This is a genomic window from Photorhabdus asymbiotica (assembly GCF_003634575.1).
Classification (GTDB): Bacteria; Pseudomonadota; Gammaproteobacteria; order Enterobacterales; family Enterobacteriaceae; genus Photorhabdus; species Photorhabdus asymbiotica.
Window position 1 is genome coordinate 419078 of record NZ_RBLJ01000001.1, and the last position, 18736, is coordinate 437813.

The following is an 18736-nucleotide window of genomic DNA, read 5'->3' on the forward strand; positions in this document are numbered from 1 at the left end:
TGATGGCAGATACTCTGTTAGACGTCAGGAACTTAGCTAAAACTTTCCGCTATCGGACCGGATTTTTTCATCGTCAACATCTTGATGCAGTGAAACCTGTCAGCTTTACCTTAAAAACAAAACAGACACTGGCGATTATTGGTGAAAATGGCTCTGGGAAATCAACATTGGCAAAAATGCTTTCAGGTGTCATGGAACCCACCTCCGGCGAAATTATAATCGAAGGTCATAAACTCACTTACGGCGATTACAGTTATCGCAGTCAACGCATTCGCATGATATTTCAGGACCCAAGTACATCATTAAACCCTCGTCAACGTATTGGACAAATCCTTGATATCCCTCTTCTACTTAATACAGAGCTAAATACTGCGGAGCGAGAAAAACGAATTAACCAAACATTGCGGCAAGTTGGCCTATTACCGGACCACGCCAATTATTATCCACATATGTTAGCCTCAGGCCAGAAACAGCGGGTAGCACTGGCACGTGCCTTGATCTTACAACCTCAGATTATTATCGCTGATGAAGCACTTGCATCACTCGATATGTCTATGCGTTCCCAAATAATTAATTTAATGTTGGAGCTACAGGAGAAACAAGGCATCTCTTATCTCTATGTTACCCAACACCTTGGAATGATGAAACATATCAGTGACCAAGTACTGGTAATGCATCAGGGAGAAGTTGTTGAGCGGGGAAATACAGCGGAAGTGTTGGCATCTCCTCTACATGATATAACCCGCCGTCTGATCGCCAGCCATTTCGGTGAACCACTCACCGCTGATGTCTGGCGACAGAATATGTCTTAGGATAGCCTTAGGATATACAAAACAATAATTACTGCTCGGAGCAGAATGCAAAATACAGCATATTTCTCTCCAGCGTGATAGAATCACTAGGTTTGTTAACAATAGAACGTCATATTGATATTGTTTCTATGAGCAATTTTAGTTCATTAATATCATTACGACGTTATCACATTTAAGGATACTGTTATGGGCTTTATGACCGGTAAGCGCATTCTGATCACTGGCGTCGCCAGTAAGCTTTCCATCGCTTATGGTATTGCAAAAACAATGCATGACCAAGGCGCTGAGCTGGCTTTCACTTATCAAAATGATAAGTTGAAATCTCGTGTAGAAGAATTCGCTGAATCTCTAAATTCTACTATTGCTTTGCCTTGCGATGTGACTGAAGATGAAAGCATTGAAGCCCTGTTCACTGAGTTAGGCAAAGTCTGGCCAAAATTCGATGGTTTTGTTCACTCCATTGGTTTTGCACCTGCTGATCAACTGGATGGTAATTATGTGGATACAGTTACCCGCGAAGGCTTTCAAATCGCGCACGATGTCAGTTCTTACAGCTTTGTTGCTCTGGCAAAGACTTGCCGTGAAATGCTGAACCCAAATTCTGCTTTACTGACACTCTCCTATCTAGGAGCAGAACGTTCAATCCCTAACTATAACGTCATGGGCCTAGCAAAAGCTTCCCTAGAAGCTAATGTTCGTTATATGGCTAACGCTATGGGTATTGAAGGTATTCGTGTCAACGGTATTTCTGCTGGCCCTATCCGTACTTTAGCCGCTTCCGGTATCAAAGATTTCCGTAAGATGCTGGCTCACTGTGAATCCGTCAACCCAATTCGCCGCACTGTAACAACTGAAGATGTTGGTAACGCTGCGGCATTCCTGTGCTCAGATTTGTCCGGTGGTATTACCGGTGAAATTCTGCATGTTGACGGCGGCTTTAGCATTGCAACAATGAATGAACTGGAATTGCAATAATCTCATCATTGATTTTTAATTTATAAGGCCCGAAAAAACCACTTTTCTGGCCTTTTTATTATAAATAAAAAAATAAATTAATCACTTAATTAAATCGTCTCGAATAGATAAAATTTAATCTTAAATTAAAATATCAGAAACCATTTAAGGAAAATAATTAAATCCTTTGTAATTAAATAGTTAAATGATATAACCTAATAATTGTTTTTACTGAAATAAAAAATATCATCTCTATTCCTTGCACTAATCAGCAATCTGTCCTTTAATATAATCAAAAACTTAATTTTTATAAAATAAATGGCAAAGCAATAAAATATTTCATCTTTATTATCATTTTAATCTTTTTACTCAGATATTATATTCCATGCTTGTTAAAATTTAATAATTTTTATTATTCTAGCAAGGTGCATAAAATGAAAAATGACTTTTTAATTATATCCAATATGTTTAAATCAATTACCAATATAAAATTGCCAGAATGTCTGAGAAATCATGACCCATCACAAGAAATTACAGCCTTTTGGCATGAATTTAGTAAGTCACTATCTGGCTGGCCATCAGCGCTGGAAAACTATGAACATGCATATAATTTCGATGAACAAGATATCGATAGAATTATTAAAAATATAAACAAAACAACAAATTATCTAGGATCACTTAGCTGTGGGTATTTAGGTCATGGTTATATTGCCAAGGTAGATCACATATTGAAAGAAATCAAATCAGATTTCAACAAGGTGAATGATTTTATCTTAAAATTACCACAATTCTTTGAAATAACTAAAGATGAATTTGACCGAATGAAAAGTTTCGCAATAAAAACCCACATAAAAATACAACAATTATTAAAGAATACTCCTAATGGAGAGGATAAAAAACAAATACATAAATTTTCTTCATTGATAGAGGAAATCACTTTAAATATACCTGATGTTTCATTTAGTTTTGAAAACATAAATAATTCAACAAATAGGCTTAATAAGCAAATTAAAATAATTAAGGAAGCTTATATTAAATTAATTGAGAGTTTTTATAAAGAAAATAAAAAGGATATTTTCACAAGGGACTATAAAAAATGCATGGTTATTTTTAATGATTTCACAAACAAATTCAATTTATTTTACTACGATTATAAATCATTCAGCAAAAATAACATATTAATTATTTTATAGCCAATATAAGATTAATTTCTGAAATTATCAACAGCCTCTATTATTCATTCAGTATAACAGAAATAGTTGTAAAATATGTGATATGAAACAAAATATTTGGTAGTTTTGGATAAGCAATTCCATCCAAAATGCCTCTTTGTTGGCTGCACTCACCCCGGTCACAGAGTTATCTATGCTCCCGGGGATTCGCTCCCTTGCCGTCGCGATGCAACTCGAAATTTATTGGGTATAACATATTCTCCTATGTCATGGTAATATATATTAGGGCCATGACAAATGCCTTACTAAGTTCCTTTGTCCTAATATCTATTATCGTATCGGAAATTTTTAAGGAGCGACACATGAAACTGTATTACCAACCCGGAGCTTGTTCCTTATCTCCTCACATCGTACTTCGCGAAGCGGGATTTGATTTCAGCATTGTTAAAGTTGATTTGAAAACCAAAAAAATGGAGAACGGCGACGATTTTCTCGCAGTTAACCCTAAAGGCCAAGTACCAACTCTCCTGCTAGACAACAATGAGATACTTACTGAAGGATCAGTTATCGTTCAATATATTGCAGACCAGAAGCCGGACAGACAACTGATTGCACCAGCCGGAACTATGGAACGATATCATCAACTTGAATGGCTTAGCTTTATTTCCAGTGAAATTCACAAAGGATTCTCACCACTGTTTTTACCAGGAACACCAGAAAATTATTTCCCAATTGTTATTAATCAATTACTGAAAAAATTCACTCATGTGGATAAAGTATTAGCAAAACAGCCCTATATTGCCGGAAATCATTTTACTGTTGCTGACGCCTATTTATTTACTGTCAGTAATTGGGCACCTTTGGTTAACGTGGATCTATCCAATCTGTTACATCTTAAAGCCTATCGGGAAAGAATTGCAGAACGTCCGAATGTTCGTGATGCATTAAAAGCTGAAGGATTAATTTGATTTACAGATAATACAAACCGTTCCACACACGATACCAGTGGAACGGTTAATGATATCAATCCAGTTGTGTCGCACAGAATTTATGGTCAGGTGCTACCATTCTGTCTTGAGCAGCTACAATCTGTAACTCATATTCATCCATATCTTTGGTTGTTATCATCACTTCATAAACCGCAGCAGTAACATGCTCAAAAGCCGTCTGTAAAGACTCACCTTTTAATAGATTAACCAATAACAAACCACTGGTTAAATCACCAACTCCAACAGGCTGGTGCTCACCAAAATCCACCAAAGGCCGACTAACATGCCAGCTATGTTCTTGGGTCACCAATAACATTTCAAAACAATCAGCTCGGTAACCAGCACGATTAAGGTGCTTAACCATTACGATATCCGGCCCTTTTTCGCACAGAGTGCGAGCAGCTGCAACTGCCTGCTCTACATTAGTCACTCGCTGCATACTGAGTGTTTCAAGCTCCAGTAAATTTGGCGCAATGATATCACTCACAGGGAGAGCCTTTTCACACAAAAATTCAGCAACCCCCGGAACAACAATACAACCTTTCTCCGGATGCCCCATAACGGGATCACAAAAATACCAAGCATCAGGATTAACCGCTTTTACCCGCTTCACGATATCAATGATATGTTCCCCCTGCTCCGCAGAACCAATGTATCCACTCAGTACCGCATTACAAGATTTTAGCTGTTCAATTTCTTCAATGCCCTGAACGACTTCTGTAAGATGGTTAGCTGGCATAACACACCCCTTCCATTGTGGATATTGGGTATGATTTGAAAACTGTACGGTATTCAACGGCCAGACATTTATTCCCATCCGACGCATAGGGAATTCGGCAGCGCTGTTACCAGCGTGCCCAAAAACAACATGAGATTGAATTGAAAGGATATTTTTCACAATGGTGGCCTATATTTTATTCTGGCTTCTATTTGCAAAATAAGAGTCATGGTAAGAAAGGGCAACGTTATCGTTGCCCATCATGTAATATCAATTACTTCCAACAGATCAAACAATCATGTTTTTTGCCACGACGCAATAATGTGTAACGACCAAACAAGAAGTTACTGTCAGTAAACACATATTCAGGCTCAGATTGTTTTTCACCGTTAATTGCTACTGCGTTAGAACTAATCATAGTACGAGCTTGCCCACGGGAAGGTACTAACCCTGCATTAACCAAAGCTTGTTGTAAATCTGCCCCTCTTTCCAACTCGATTACCGGCATACCATCCTGTGCCAGTTGAGCAAAATCAGCTTCGGTCAAATCAGCGACAGTACCGGAGAATAAGCTTTCTGTAATACGCTTAGCGGCTGATAACCCTTCTTCACCATGCACCATCCCGGTGACTTGTTCTGCCAGTACATACTGGGCACGAGGAGCTTTACCGCTATTTTTATCTGCTTCTTCCAAAGCATTAATATCTTCAAGACTCATAAAGGTAAAGAATTTCAGGAAACGATAAACATCCGCATCCGCAGTGTTGATCCAGAATTGATAGAACTTATATGGGCTAGTTTTTTTCGGATCTAGCCAAACAGCGCCACCTTCGGTTTTGCCAAATTTAGTACCATCAGACTTAGTGATCAGCGGAACGGTCATACCAAACACTTGTTTCTGGTTGATACGACGGGTTAAATCAATACCAGAAGTAATATTCCCCCACTGGTCAGAACCACCAATCTGCAACTCAACACCATGTTCTTCATTCAAACGAACAAAATCATATGATTGCAGCAGGTTATAAGAAAACTCAGTGAAAGAAATACCAACATCATCACGGTTCAAACGCTGTTTAACCGCTTCTTTGTTAATCATCTGGTTAACTGAGAAATGCTTGCCAATATCACGCAAGAAAGTCAAAACATCCATGCCGCCAAACCAGTCATAATTATTAGCTGTTTTGGCACTGTTATCACCACAATCAAAATCCAAGAAAGGTGAAACTTGTCTGCGGATCTTTTCTACCCACTCTTTAACAGTATCCGCAGTATTTAATTTACGCTCAGTGGCTTTAAAACTTGGATCACCAATCAAACCCGTGGCTCCCCCAACCAACGCCACAGGTTTATGCCCAGCTAGCTGGAATCGTTTTAAACACAGCAAAGGAACCAGATGCCCCAAATGCAAGCTATCGGCGGTCGGATCGAAGCCGCAATAGAGAGAAACAGGGCCTTGCGCCAGTCTCTCTGCTAACGCATTCTCATCCGTCACCTGGGCAATGAGGCCCCGCTCTTGCAGTTGTTTTATCAGGTTATTGCTAGACATTAATGACTCCATCGGTTTGTGTATTTATCTGTTGTATATACCCTTCATCCTTCAAGTTGCTGCTTTGTTGGCTGCACTCACCCCGGTCACATAGTTCGCTATGCTCCCGGGGATTCACTCCTTTGCCGTCGTGATGCATCTTGAAATCCATAGGGTATAAATCGCTAGTTAAAAAAGCGTGGTATAGCATAAAACGCCACTACTATAAGTGCCAGTATTAAAAATGATAATCCACGATTTATGGTGCAAGCCTGTCAATACACCAACCATCACCTTCTCGTTGATAAATAAACCGATCATGCAACCGATTTGCACCGCCTTGCCAGAACTCAACAGAATCAAAAGTCACTCTGAATCCCCCCCAGAAACTCGGCAAAGGAACCTCACCATTCAGGAATTTCTGCTTCAGTTCGAGAAATTTTCCTTCTAAAATACCTCGCGTGGAAATACGAGAAGATTGTTGTGAGGCCCATGCAGCAATCTGGCTATTTTTAGGGCGGCTATGGAAATATTTCACCACTTCAACAGAAGAAAGGCGTTCAGCTTTACCAAGGAAAGAAACTTGTCTTTCCAAAGGATACCAAGGGAAATGAAGGCTAATTTTGTTATTCTGAGCCAAATGTTTTGCTTTCCGACTGCCTAAATTTGTATAAAAAACTAATCCATTCGCATCAAAATGCTTCAATAAAACAATACGTTGATACGGTTGACCATGCTCATCTACCGTTGCGATACACATTGCAGTTGGATCACTGAGTTTGGCTTCACATGCCTGCTTAAGCCAACGTTCAAAAAGTTCAATAGGTTCTTTGGTCAAATCCTTACGCCTTAACCCACCACGAATATATTCTCGGCGTAATTCTGCAACATCGAATTCATTATGCTCTGACATTATGCAACTCTGCTTATCACCCATTAAATACCGACAGCTTATCATTGTCACTGATTAGTAACAGGATAAATTGCACCTAAAATAGTTTCAGCGTTAGCACCAGTAACAGAAGGTAAATTCCCTGGAGCCCCTGACATTGTACGGAATGCCAACCAAGCAAATGCCAATGCTTCCATATCATCACCACTAAGGCCATATTTATCTGTCGGACACACTTCTGTTCCCGGCAATAATGCAGAAAGTCGACCCATTATCAGTGGGTTATGAACACCACCACCACAAACCAACAGACGCTCACATCCACCACTCAACATGATTTGCTGTGACACAGACACCGCAGTCAGCTCAGCCAGTGTTGCCTGAACATCAACAGGGGATAGATCCGGAAAGTTAACTAATTGCGCCTCCAGCCAACTCATATTGAAATATTCACGACCGGTACTCTTAGGGGCCGGTCGTGAAAAGTAATTATCAGAAAGCATTTGCCTAAGTAAGCTGCTATTCACGACACCTTCTCGTGCCCATTGAGCATCTTTATCATAAGGTTTTTTCTGATGACGCCATACCCAGCTATCCATCAACATATTCCCCGGACCTGTGTCATACCCTTTGACCAATGACCCTGGCAATAAAGTCGTTATGTTAGCAATGCCACCAATATTGAGGATTATCCTTCGTTCTGTCGGATGACCTAATACAGCAAAATGAAACGCCGGGACTAACGGTGCGCCCTGCCCACCATACGCCATATCTCGCCGCCGAAAATCACCAATAGTCGTAATCCCAGTTAAAGCCGCGATACGGTTATTATCACCGAGTTGCATGGTAAACGGAGTATGACTATCTGGCTCATGCCAAACAGTCTGACCATGGCACCCCACCGCGGTGATATCGCTAGCAGTTAATCCCGTTTTATCTAGTAAACCTTGTATCGCTTCAGCGAATAAAGAGCCCAGTTCATAATCTAACCGGCCTATTGCAGATAATGTCGTTTGCTGTCCCTGGCAAACTGCAAGAATTTTTTGCTTCAATTCATGTGGGAACAAATGTGAATAACTGGCTTGCTGAGCAACCACTTTATCATTAATTGCTGCAAGTACCACATCAACCCCATCCAGACTTGTACCAGACATTACACCAATATAGCGACCCGACTTCATAACCATTATTTTGCCTTCCTGCTTATAATCTGTCTTGATAAAATCAGAAACCATGTCAGTTAATAACTATAAAGCGCGGTGGTTTTAGCTGTATATGGTTAATAGACAAACATAAGGAATAAAACCTGAGTTTTGGAAACAACTTCACAAAAAATGCTGAATTTTTCATTAACAGCTATTTCTTTTAAAAATCTCTATTGACGTTTAATATATATTGAGTACTAGATTGCTAATGTACTGATATTCTACTCAAATAAATTTTTTACTACTTGTTGCCAATGCCGGTTGTTAGCCTGGTTGCCCATCAGCTATCAGATTTCCGCAGTCAGGCATCGAAATTAGGAGTTACTATGTTGAAGCATTTCTTAGTTAGCGCGGTCGCAGTCGCTTCATTATCAGGCTGTGTTAATACCGATTCCCTTTCTGGAGATACATATACTGCCGGGCAAGCTAAACAGGTTCAAACTGTTTCTTACGGTACTATTGTTTCCGTTCGCCCTGTCAACATTCAGGCAGGCAGTGATGAGAACGTATTAGGTGCGATTGGTGGAGCCGTTCTTGGTGGTTTGGTTGGTAATACTATTGGGGGAGGGAGTGGCAACACATTGGCAACAGCTGCTGGTGCGATTGCTGGCGGTGTTGCAGGTCAAAATATTCAAGGCTCACTCAACACAACTAAAGGTGTAGAGTTGGAGATACGTCGGGACAGCGGTGAAAGTATCATTGTCGTTCAAAAACAAGGCAAAACAGTCTTCAGTAAAGGTCAACGTGTAAGAATCGCAGGCCAAGGCAGCAATATTACCGTTTCCCCTCGACAATAAATCAAAAATCAATAAGAAAACCGTGACTTAGTATTTCAAGTCGCGGTCTTCTTTCATTTGGTTAGCACTTCATAAATACCATAATTACTATCTACTCTGTAATTGGATAATATTTTGCTCTAATCTCTGAACTAAAGTGGAAAGAAAAGCAAGTTCCTCTCGTGTAATACCTTCCAGGATCTCATTTCTTGTGGATTCAATAACACCATCTAGCTCCCTAATAACAGACGCAGAGTCTTCAGTTAGCTTGATTCTTTTAGCTCGACGATCATTAGCACAAGTGTGCCTAGTGATGAGCCTTTTCTCCTCAAGCTGATCTAATGTCCTTACCAAAGATGGTTGCTCAATACCGATAGCTTTCGCCAACTGTATCTGAGATTGTTCCTGTGGTAACCGGCTAATATTGTATAACGTTACCCAATGAGTCTGAGTTAATTCCAATGGCTTTAAACGGTAGTCAATTAAAGCGCGCCAAATACGGACTAACCGTGCCAGATCTGATCCCAATGTCGATTCCAATTGTCCCTCCTTAAATAACTAGCCTACTAAACATAACAGCCAAATTTTTCTAAATCAGGCTAACTAGCCTTAAAAAGTATATATAACTTCTATGTAATCACAGCAAATTCTTAATAACTAACTAATTCAGGTAACTATAACCAAGAACAACAAAACTTAAATTAAATCCAAAGTAAAACAATCAACATACAATACCTTAACCATAAAAACCATCATAACTATGAATACAAACAAATAGGAATCAATAAATATCATTCAATACTTTATTCCAAGTACTATAAGGATAGCTGTCATCTAAATGCTAATCTATCTATTTTTGCATTAATATTGTTTTTATTTTACATTTGTCACACAATCAAACTAAAAATTTCATTTGAAACATGATGTTATACAGACAATCAAAATAAGAACAATGAATTTTCTGCTAAGCAATAAATAAGAAAATAACAAACAAAATACGCCAAATTATAGTAGAACATTTATAACTTCGCCAAAAATATAACCCTATATAAGTAAATCATTGAATTGTTAATCCTAATAACCTCAAAGAATCGTTAATTAAAATAGTGATGGCTGTTCAGGTTTTTCTTCATCTGGCTGATTGGACACTCTCAATGTACGTAAATATCTTTGCCGACAAAGTCTCAATACTTGGCGCTTTTGCTCATCCGTCATTTTCATCCAATTAAACCTTTCTTCCCGGCTACGATAACACCCCAAGCAAAATCCCCGTTCATTAGCCTGACAAATTCCTCGGCAAGGGCTAGGAATAGCAAAAAACTCTAGTTGCTCAGCCATCACATCCCCTTCCCTATACATTTTATATACTATGTTTAATTATAAACCCAAATAAGAATAAATTATAATTATGGATAAATTGAACTGTAACCGTAAGACACGTTATAGTTAGTAGTTTTTGTGCGGAGTTCCGCACAAAAATAAAATAAAAACCATTAAATTAGAGGTAATTATGCGTTTACTCCATACCATGATCCGCGTTGGTGATTTACAACGTTCCATTGATTTTTATACTGAGGTTTTAGGAATGCGCCTGCTGCGCGTCAGTGAAAATGCAGAATATAAGTACTCACTCGCCTTCGTTGGCTATGCTGATGAAAGTGAGGGGGCAGTGATTGAGTTAACTTATAACTGGGGAGTTGACAGTTATGAGATAGGAAATGCATTTGGTCACGTAGCATTAGGTGTTGATGATGTCGCAGCAACTTGCGAGTGTATTCGCAAAGCTGGTGGAAATATTACCCGTGAGGCTGGCCCGGTAAAAGGCGGAACAACTATCATTGCTTTCGTTGAAGATCCCGATGGCTACAAAATCGAACTTATCGAAAACAAAAATGCCAGCAATGCTCTGGGTAACTCAATCTGATGTCTGACAAAAAAGAGCCAAACGCCCTTAGTGGACGTTTTCGAGGTTATTATCCTGTAGTCATTGATGTTGAAACTGGCGGCTTTAACGCCAAAACAGATGCATTACTTGAAATTGCTGCTATAACACTGAAGATGGATGATGAAGGCTGGATAACGCCTGACGAATCACTTCATTTCCATATTGAACCATTTGAAGGGGCTAATCTTGAACCAGCAGCCCTAGAATTTACTGGAATTGATCCATCAAATCCGCTACGTGGAGCAGTAAGTGAATACGAAGCTTTGCATGCTATTTTTAAAATGGTTCGTAAAGGGATAAAAAATAGCCACTGTAATCGGGCAATTATAGTGGCTCACAATGCTAATTTTGATCACGGTTTTGTTATGGCTGCTGCGGAACGAGCTAGGCTAAAACGGAACCCATTTCACCCATTTGCAACTTTTGATACAGCGGCTTTAGGTGGTTTGGTTTTAGGGCAAACGATTCTGGCAAAAGCCTGCATCACTGCGGGGGTTTCTTTCGACAATAATCAGGCTCACAGTGCCTTATACGATACTAATCGTACTGCCGAATTATTCTGTGAAATGGTTAACCGTTGGAAACGACTTGGTGGCTGGCCATTAGCAGCAGCAGTAGAGGAAAATACCTGATTAAGTGCCAATGGACCAAACTTATTTAATTTGATGAGCATCGGGAATATCACCCATGTTCTTACCGCTATAACCTAATTACAAACCACAGAATTACAGTTAACTATATGATTAATATAATTAAATGTAATTTAAGAAGATAATAATCTCCCCATATATAAAAATATGGGGAGATAACATATATAGTTTGTATTTATACCTGTTATCTTTCAAGTTGCCTCTTTGTTGGCTGCACTCACTCACCCCGGTTACATAGTTATCTATGCTCCCGGGGATTCGCTCCCTTGCCGTCGCGATGCATCTTGAAATCTATTGGGTATAATTGAATAACTACTCTACGATGTTTTCGTCCTGAGAACGGTATTTATCAGCCGCTTCTTTAATTAATGTTTGTAACTCACCGCGCTGAAACATTTCAATTATAATATCGCATCCACCTACCAACTCGCCCTCTACCCAAAGCTGAGGAAAAGTTGGCCAGTTAGCATATTTTGGCAATTCGGCGCGAATATCTGGATTTTGCAAAATATCAACATAAGCAAAACGTTCACCACATGCAGATAAAGCCTGAACCGCCTGCGCAGAAAAACCGCAACTTGGTAATTTAGGAGAACCTTTCATATACAGCAGAATTGGGTTCTCGTTAATTTGGCGCTCAATCTTCTCAATAGTCGTCATTTTTATTTCCTTTAAACCAACAGTATGCTGATAGCCAACATCGTCACAATATATTGGCGGAGAATACCATTTTCTTTCACCAATATGCATCCTGATATTCTCTTATCCAAGAGCAAATGGCATCTTTTCTCTGTTATTTATCGTAGAACTTGTTAAGATAATTAACAAAATAGCCATACAATAATTAGCTTACATTTGCTCTTCACCATGCTTTGTCCTACTGAATGCATAATTTGCAGAGCTATACCTAATAGATTTCGAGTTGCAGCGCGGCGGCAAGTGAACGCATCCCCAGGAGCATATACCCAATGGATTTCAAGATGCATCGAGACGGCAAGGGAGCGAATCCCCGGGAGCATAGATAACTATGTAACCGGGGTGAGTGAGTGCAGCCAACAAAGAGGCAACTTGAAAGATAACGGGTATAGATAACTATGTGACTGGAGTGAGTGAAAACAGCCAACAAAGCAGCAACTTGAAAGATGTAAGGGTATAAAACCCGAAATGAAAAGGAGTACGCAATGTCTTTTGAATTACCAACTCTGCCTTACGCTAAAGATGCGTTAGAACCTCATATTTCCGCAGAAACACTGGAATACCACTATGGTAAACACCATAATGCTTATGTTGTAAATCTGAACAATCTGATTAAAGACACCGAATTTGCCGAGAAGTCTCTGGAAGAAATTATAAGAACTTCTGAAGGTGGCATTTTCAATAATGCAGCTCAAGTCTGGAATCACACTTTTTACTGGCATTGCCTGTCTCCAAATGGTGGCGGAGAACCAACAGGTAAAATCGCTGAGGCTATTAGTAAATCATTCGGTTCTTTTACAGAATTCAAACAGCAGTTTACTGACGCAGCAGTGAAAAATTTTGGTTCTGGCTGGACTTGGCTGGTTAAGAAAACTGATGGTAGCCTGGCTATCGTGAATACGTCTAATGCAGCCCCTCCCCTGGCTTCTTCTGATAAACCAATATTGACCGTTGATGTTTGGGAACACGCATATTACATCGATTATCGTAATGCACGCCCTAAATATTTGGAAAGTTTCTGGGCATTGGTTAACTGGAAATTCGTTGAAGAAAACCTGGCTTAATAGCTATTCATTCAACTAATTACTATCCATTCTAACATTCAGGGCAGATACTCCCTCCAAGCCATCTGCCCTGTTTTCTGTTAACATAAATCCCAATCTTCCAACCACTTAATCAATTAAAAATATCATGCAAAAATCAAGCAAAGAGCAGCTAAAATGGCAATCATCACTAACGTACTCACAGCGGTTAATAAACCAAGTTTCAAATCGGTATCCATAGAGCCTCCTCAAAATAAAAGTTTATAGCCACCAAAAACCCTTACATTGGTATGTCTAATCATCCTTATAGAAAGGAAAAAGCATAAAATAGCGATTACTACACATTTTATAACATTGATTATTGCTTTCACTTTTGAGCCAGATCAGACAAAATTCGAAGTTTATCGATAAATAATTGCCACGTTCCCTATATATCAAAGATATTGGCAAACGATTCACAAAGATTTACAAATTTAGACCAAAAGGTCAGGAGTCTTTCATCTCATGGCAACGATCAAAGATGTGGCTAAACACGCTAGCGTATCAACCACTACCGTATCCCATGTTATTAATAAAACCCGTTTTGTCGCCGAAGATACCAAGGCCGCGGTTTGGGCTGCGATTAAAGAACTGAATTATTCCCCCAGCGCTGTTGCTCGCAGTCTGAAGGTTAACCACACCAAATCGATCGGATTATTGGCAACCTCCAGTGAAGCCCCCTATTTTGCTGAAGTCATTGAAGCCGTTGAAAACAGTTGTTACAGCAAAGGCTATACGCTGATTTTATGTAACTCACACAACAATATTGATAAGCAGAAAGCCTATTTAGCCATGCTGGCACAAAAACGCGTGGATGGTTTACTGATTATGTGTTCAGAATATCCAGAACAGCTGTTAGGCATGCTGGAAGATTATCGCAATATTCCGATGGTCGTCATGGATTGGGGACAAGCCAGAAGTGATTTCACTGATACTATTATCGATAATGCATTCCACGGCGGTTATTTAGCTGGCCGTTATCTTATTGAGCGAGGCCATCGTGATATTGGTGCAATCCCTGGTCCCCTGGCACGAAATACCGGTGGTGGCCGCCATCAAGGATTCTTGAAAGCATTAAAAGAAGCCTGCATCCCAATCAGAGACGAATGGGTTGTTCAGGGAGATTTTGAGCCTGAATCGGGCTATAAAGCCATGCATCAGATTCTAAATCAAAAACAACGTCCAACTGCGGTTTTCTGTGGTGGTGATGTTATGGCAATGGGCGCTATTTGTGCGGCTGATGAATTAGGGTTACGAGTCCCACAGGATATTTCAGTGATCGGTTATGATAATGTACGCAACGCCCGTTATTTTTCGCCCGCATTGACAACTATTCATCAGCCCAAAGAGCGTCTGGGGCAGATGGCATTTTCCATGTTACTGGACAGAATAATCAATAAACGTGAAGATGCACAAACCATTGAAGTACATCCACGTCTGGTTGAGCGCCGTTCCGTCGCAGATGGCCCATTTATCGACTATCGTCGTTAATTTGGCTTATTCCTCACTCCTCCTGAAGCCATTCAGCATTAAGTGTTTCGCTATCGCCAAGATAGTCGAGTAACCAACTTAATGCTGGAGAATGGCTATTTTGCGCCCATGTCAGGCAGCACGGGCTATCTGGCAAAGGCTGCACCAATTCTAACGCCTCCAACTTTTTCTGTCGGATAAGCGGCATTGCCCTGTGCTTTGGTACCATCCCCACACATAACCCTTCATTCAGACAATCCAGGCCAGATTCCCAATCAGGGACCACCAATCTGCGCTGATTATCCAACGTCCAAGTGTCACGCTTCGGTAAATTGCGGGAAGTATCTTCAAGACACAAACTTGGATAAGGTCGCATTTGATTATCAGACAGTGGAGCAGTCAACTGAGTAAGAGCATGACCAGCACTGACTACACAGAGCCAAGGCATAAATCCCATATCTCTGAAACTGAATCTTGCCCCTACAGGTGCAACCCGGGTTGCACCAATTGCAACATCAACCCGGCCATCCACCAATGCATCCCACACGCCATTAAACACTTCCTGATGAATAAACAGTTCCACATCAGGAAAATGGTGATAAAAATCAAGAATAAGTTGACGACTACGTTCTGGTTTAACCACCCTGTCAATGGCAATATGGAATTGCCCTCTCCAACCATTTGCAACCTGTTGACACTGATGGCGAGTGTCAATCATCTTTTTGATAACAGAACGAGCTTCTTTAATGAAAATACTGCCAGCCTCCGTTAATTCCACATCCCGATGGCGACGCTCAAACAGCGGAACTGCAAGCCATTCTTCTAGTTGCCTTACGGTATAACTGACAGCAGAAGGAACACGATGAAGTTCTGATGCAGCAGCACTAAAACTTCCTGTTCTAGCAACAGCGTCCACGACTTCAAGTGAATATTCTGACCACATAATTTTACCTTTCAATTTTTTTCACAGCATTATGCAAATATTACCGTTTCACAAGTAAAAATCACGGCATATAGAATAGGTACAAGTGTTTTTATCTACCTATCACAGCAAGTTATTTCTATCATGACACCTAAAGAGAGTAATCAAATGAAAAACTCAAGTCAGTTCATGTTCTACCTTGCAGGCTTGAGTATGCTAGGTTATCTGGCTATCGATATGTATCTGCCGGCTTTCAGCTCAATGCAACAAGAGCTAAGTACATCGGCTGGAGCAATCAGTGCCAGCTTAAGCATCTTTCTTGCCGGTTTTGCCTTTGCTCAGCTTTTATGGGGGCCCCTTTCCGATCGCTTTGGAAGAAAGCCGATTATCATTATAGGATTATCAATGTTTTCTATTGGCTGTCTGGGTATGATTTGGATAACAGACGCCTCTCAACTTTTAGTGTTGCGTTTTATTCAAGCTGTAGGTGTTTGTTCAGCGGCCGTCTCATGGCAAGCACTCGTTATTGATCGTTATGAGAGCAATCGCACCAAACGCGTTTTTGCAACGATTATGCCTCTGGTTGCCCTTTCTCCCGCTCTGGCGCCTTTGATGGGAGCGTGGCTGTTACAACATGGCGGCTGGCGCATAATCTTTCTGGTATTAATGGCAATCTCACTCCTGCTGCTGTTACCAACTTTATTCCTGCAAGAAAATTGTAGAAAGAATCAGGCTCAAGCACAGACTAATGTATCTTTCTTTACATTACTCAGATCACCGATCTTCAGTGGCAATGTTCTAATATATGCATCATGCAGCGCTGGTTTTTTTGCCTGGTTAACAGGCTCTCCTGTTATTCTTAGTGAAATGGGATATAACCCGAATGACATAGGTCTGAGTTACATACCACAAACATTGGCCTTTATGATCGGAGGTTACGGGTGCCGCAGTATTTTAACTAAAATAAAAAGCGAGATTGTCTTCCCTTATCTATTAGCTGGTTATGCTGTCAGTATGATTACACTGTATTTAATCGCAAAATTCAGTTCCCCCTCTCTGCCCACAATTCTGATACCTTTCTGTTTTATGGCGGTAATGAATGGTGCTTCATATCCAATAGCAGTAGCAAATGCTTTATCCGCTTACCCACAAGACAGTGGAAAAGCAGCCGCATTGCAAAATACACTTCAATTAGGACTTTGTTTTATTGCCAGTCTGGTTGTCTCAGCATTTATCGACAATCCACTTATCGGCAACCCATTGGTATCAACCACAGCCGTCATGGCTTCTACCATTGTGCTAATGTCATTAGGATATTTTATACAGTGGAAAAAAAAACCTGACAGTTGTATGCAAGCTGCTGAGCAGAATTCCTAATATTAATCAAAGTGTTAATTAAATAAAGACTGTTAATATTCAATTAATTACGGTCTTTATTTATTAATTGATGAAACAATTTTACGCCTTTATACTCATATCAATTCCTTATTCTAATAATCTGGAATTTGAGGTTTTCAGGAGCAATGGTTGCTCTTATTAAACTAATGGATTAGCCATCTTTAAGGTTTTTCGCTTTAACTTTTCGCATCTTGCGTTCTCACATTCTGCTTTATTAGCTAAAACAAACTCCTCAATTATCTCATCACCTTAACGTTGGAGAGTATATGAGTTCATCCTATATCGAAAACCAGAAAGTCGTCACTAATTCCTGGCAACGGATTGCCAATGAAATGTTACAAGAAGCAGGTATACAGATTAATGGTCACAATCCTTATGATATTCAGGTAAAAAATCCTGACTTCTATAAAAGAGTTTTACAGCAAGGCTCAATGGGATTAGGTGAAAGTTATATGGATGGCTGGTGGGATTGCGAACGGTTAGATATTTTCTTTTATCGCGTTTTACGAGCTGGATTAGAAAATAAAATACCTCATAGTCTCAAAGATACACTGAAAATCGCAATAACTCGTTTGCGTAATCTGCAAACCCCAAAACGGGCATGGATTGTAGGCCATAAACATTATGATTTAGGCAATGATCTTTTCATCCGTATGCTTGACTCTCATATGCAATATTCCTGCGGATATTGGAAACAAGCTGCAACATTGGAACAAGCTCAACTTGATAAATTGAAACTCATTTGCGAGAAATTAAAACTCTCTCCAGGTATGACTCTGCTGGATATTGGTTGTGGTTGGGGGGGATTATCGGCTTATGCTGCCAAAAATTATGGTGTTTCCGTAACAGGGGTAACCATATCTACAGAACAACAGAAATATGCACAGGAAAGATGCATTGATCTGGACGTAAACATTATTCTGACAGATTACCGGGATTTACATCAGCAGTTCGACAGGATTGTTTCTGTAGGTATGTTTGAACACGTCGGACCTAAGAATTATTCAACGTACTTCGAGGTTGTCAAAAGAAACCTAAAACTTGATGGCTTATTCCTGCTACACACCATCGGTTCCAACAAAGATAAAGCCAGTGCTGATCCGTGGATTAGTAAATATATTTTTCCTAACGGCTGCATACCTTCTATTGAACAAATAGTTCATACTAGTAAAAACCGTTTTGTTATGGAAGATTGGCATAATTTTGGAGCCGATTATGACCGCACATTGATGGCCTGGTATGAACGGTTTATTACCAGTTGGCCTGAAATACAAGATAATTATAGCCCAATATTTAAACGTATGTTCAGCTATTACTTAAATGCCAGTGCTGGTGCATTTCGTGCCCGGGATATTCAACTATGGCAAATAATGTTCAGTCCAAAAGGTATTGAAGGCGGGTTACTCGTAACCCGCTAATTAATCAAAGGCTACAGTGAGATACCACTGTAGCTTCAACCTCAAACTTAACTAAGTTTAAACAATATAAGAAATTGATTTCAGATCTTGAAATATTAAAAGAAGAATT

Annotated in this window: 21 protein-coding genes; 12 read left to right on the top strand and 9 right to left on the bottom strand. The window is 39.9% G+C overall.

The features are described 5' to 3' along the window. The first annotated feature begins 2 nt into the window (after positions 1 to 2). The 4 genes from sapF to gstA all read left to right on the top strand — a co-directional run bounded on the left by sapF (position 3) and on the right by gstA (position 3906). Positions 3 to 812 (top strand): putrescine export ABC transporter ATP-binding protein SapF, encoded by an 810-nt coding sequence (gene sapF, locus BDD30_RS01730; protein WP_015834080.1) that lies wholly within the window; start codon positions 3 to 5, stop codon positions 810 to 812. 186 nt (positions 813 to 998) lie between these two features. Beyond that, positions 999 to 1787 carry an enoyl-ACP reductase FabI gene (fabI, locus tag BDD30_RS01735; RefSeq protein WP_015834079.1) on the top strand — a complete coding sequence of 263 codons (789 nt, stop codon included), beginning with the start codon at positions 999 to 1001 and terminating at the stop codon, positions 1785 to 1787. A 413-nt stretch (positions 1788 to 2200) separates the two neighbouring features. Beyond that, positions 2201 to 2959 carry a hypothetical protein gene (locus BDD30_RS01740; RefSeq protein ID WP_015834078.1) on the top strand — a complete coding sequence of 253 codons (759 nt, stop codon included), beginning with the start codon at positions 2201 to 2203 and terminating at the stop codon, positions 2957 to 2959. 341 nt (positions 2960 to 3300) lie between these two features. Then, on the top strand, positions 3301 to 3906 hold the full coding sequence (gstA, locus tag BDD30_RS01745; protein ID WP_015834077.1) for a glutathione transferase GstA: 606 nt from the start codon (positions 3301 to 3303) through the stop codon (positions 3904 to 3906). Between the two features lie 55 nt (positions 3907 to 3961). On the opposite strand, the gene pdxY is transcribed toward gstA, so the two are convergent. The 5 genes from pdxY to anmK all read right to left on the bottom strand — a co-directional run bounded on the left by pdxY (position 3962) and on the right by anmK (position 8246). Next, positions 3962 to 4825 (bottom strand): pyridoxal kinase PdxY, encoded by an 864-nt coding sequence (gene pdxY, locus BDD30_RS01750; protein WP_015834076.1) that lies wholly within the window; start codon positions 4823 to 4825, stop codon positions 3962 to 3964. Between the two features lie 94 nt (positions 4826 to 4919). Then, a complete protein-coding gene (gene tyrS / locus BDD30_RS01755) occupies positions 4920 to 6194 on the bottom strand; it encodes a tyrosine--tRNA ligase (protein WP_015834075.1) in 1275 nt (424 codons plus the stop codon). Further along, entirely contained in the window at positions 6187 to 6333 is a 147-nt protein-coding gene (locus BDD30_RS23355; protein ID WP_170152933.1) for a hypothetical protein, read from the bottom strand. Before BDD30_RS23355 ends, tyrS begins: the two co-directional genes overlap by 8 nt. A gap of 99 nt (positions 6334 to 6432) precedes the next feature. Continuing rightward, positions 6433 to 7086, bottom strand: coding sequence for a pyridoxamine 5'-phosphate oxidase (pdxH, locus tag BDD30_RS01760; RefSeq protein ID WP_015834074.1), 654 nt, complete (start codon positions 7084 to 7086; stop codon positions 6433 to 6435). A 47-nt stretch (positions 7087 to 7133) separates the two neighbouring features. Further along, positions 7134 to 8246 (bottom strand): anhydro-N-acetylmuramic acid kinase, encoded by a 1113-nt coding sequence (anmK, locus tag BDD30_RS01765; protein WP_041382785.1) that lies wholly within the window; start codon positions 8244 to 8246, stop codon positions 7134 to 7136. A 350-nt stretch (positions 8247 to 8596) separates the two neighbouring features. Here anmK and BDD30_RS01770 point away from each other — a divergent pair, with 350 nt between their 5' ends. Continuing rightward, positions 8597 to 9067 carry an outer membrane lipoprotein gene (locus tag BDD30_RS01770; protein ID WP_015834072.1) on the top strand — a complete coding sequence of 157 codons (471 nt, stop codon included), beginning with the start codon at positions 8597 to 8599 and terminating at the stop codon, positions 9065 to 9067. 87 nt (positions 9068 to 9154) lie between these two features. Here BDD30_RS01770 and slyA read toward each other — a convergent pair whose 3' ends face one another. Both slyA and BDD30_RS01780 read right to left on the bottom strand, forming a co-directional pair. Continuing rightward, on the bottom strand, positions 9155 to 9586 hold the full coding sequence (gene slyA, locus BDD30_RS01775; RefSeq protein WP_015834071.1) for a transcriptional regulator SlyA: 432 nt from the start codon (positions 9584 to 9586) through the stop codon (positions 9155 to 9157). 558 nt (positions 9587 to 10144) lie between these two features. Beyond that, positions 10145 to 10384, bottom strand: coding sequence for a DUF1289 domain-containing protein (locus tag BDD30_RS01780; RefSeq protein ID WP_041381803.1), 240 nt, complete (start codon positions 10382 to 10384; stop codon positions 10145 to 10147). A gap of 172 nt (positions 10385 to 10556) precedes the next feature. Between BDD30_RS01780 and gloA the strand changes: the two genes are divergently transcribed. Both gloA and rnt read left to right on the top strand, forming a co-directional pair. Beyond that, positions 10557 to 10970 (top strand): lactoylglutathione lyase, encoded by a 414-nt coding sequence (gloA, locus tag BDD30_RS01785; protein WP_015834069.1) that lies wholly within the window; start codon positions 10557 to 10559, stop codon positions 10968 to 10970. After that, positions 10970 to 11623, top strand: a complete 654-nt coding sequence (gene rnt / locus BDD30_RS01790) for a ribonuclease T (RefSeq protein WP_015834068.1) — start codon at positions 10970 to 10972, stop codon at positions 11621 to 11623. The genes gloA and rnt overlap by 1 nt, the downstream gene beginning before the upstream one ends. Positions 11624 to 11953: 330 nt before the next feature. Here rnt and BDD30_RS01795 read toward each other — a convergent pair whose 3' ends face one another. Then, positions 11954 to 12301 (bottom strand): Grx4 family monothiol glutaredoxin, encoded by a 348-nt coding sequence (locus tag BDD30_RS01795; RefSeq protein ID WP_015834067.1) that lies wholly within the window; start codon positions 12299 to 12301, stop codon positions 11954 to 11956. Positions 12302 to 12580: 279 nt separating this feature from the next. Here BDD30_RS01795 and BDD30_RS23360 point away from each other — a divergent pair, with 279 nt between their 5' ends. The 3 genes from BDD30_RS23360 to purR all read left to right on the top strand — a co-directional run bounded on the left by BDD30_RS23360 (position 12581) and on the right by purR (position 14910). Beyond that, a complete protein-coding gene (locus BDD30_RS23360) occupies positions 12581 to 12733 on the top strand; it encodes a hypothetical protein (RefSeq protein WP_170152934.1) in 153 nt (50 codons plus the stop codon). An 89-nt stretch (positions 12734 to 12822) separates the two neighbouring features. Further along, positions 12823 to 13401: a superoxide dismutase [Fe] gene (gene sodB / locus BDD30_RS01800; RefSeq protein WP_015834065.1), complete on the top strand. Its 579-nt coding sequence runs from the start codon at positions 12823 to 12825 to the stop codon at positions 13399 to 13401. Between the two features lie 483 nt (positions 13402 to 13884). Continuing rightward, complete coding sequence (purR, locus tag BDD30_RS01805) at positions 13885 to 14910, top strand: HTH-type transcriptional repressor PurR (protein WP_015834064.1); 1026 nt, start codon at positions 13885 to 13887, stop codon at positions 14908 to 14910. 13 nt (positions 14911 to 14923) lie between these two features. Here purR and punR read toward each other — a convergent pair whose 3' ends face one another. Continuing rightward, on the bottom strand, positions 14924 to 15832 hold the full coding sequence (punR, locus tag BDD30_RS01810) for a DNA-binding transcriptional activator PunR (RefSeq protein WP_015834063.1): 909 nt from the start codon (positions 15830 to 15832) through the stop codon (positions 14924 to 14926). A 75-nt stretch (positions 15833 to 15907) separates the two neighbouring features. On the opposite strand from punR, the gene punC reads away from it, so the two are divergent. Both punC and cfa read left to right on the top strand, forming a co-directional pair. Beyond that, complete coding sequence (gene punC / locus BDD30_RS01815; RefSeq protein WP_071823704.1) at positions 15908 to 17188, top strand: purine nucleoside transporter PunC; 1281 nt, start codon at positions 15908 to 15910, stop codon at positions 17186 to 17188. Between the two features lie 287 nt (positions 17189 to 17475). Further along, positions 17476 to 18627: a cyclopropane fatty acyl phospholipid synthase gene (gene cfa / locus BDD30_RS01820; protein ID WP_015834061.1), complete on the top strand. Its 1152-nt coding sequence runs from the start codon at positions 17476 to 17478 to the stop codon at positions 18625 to 18627. Positions 18628 to 18736 lie beyond the last annotated feature (109 nt).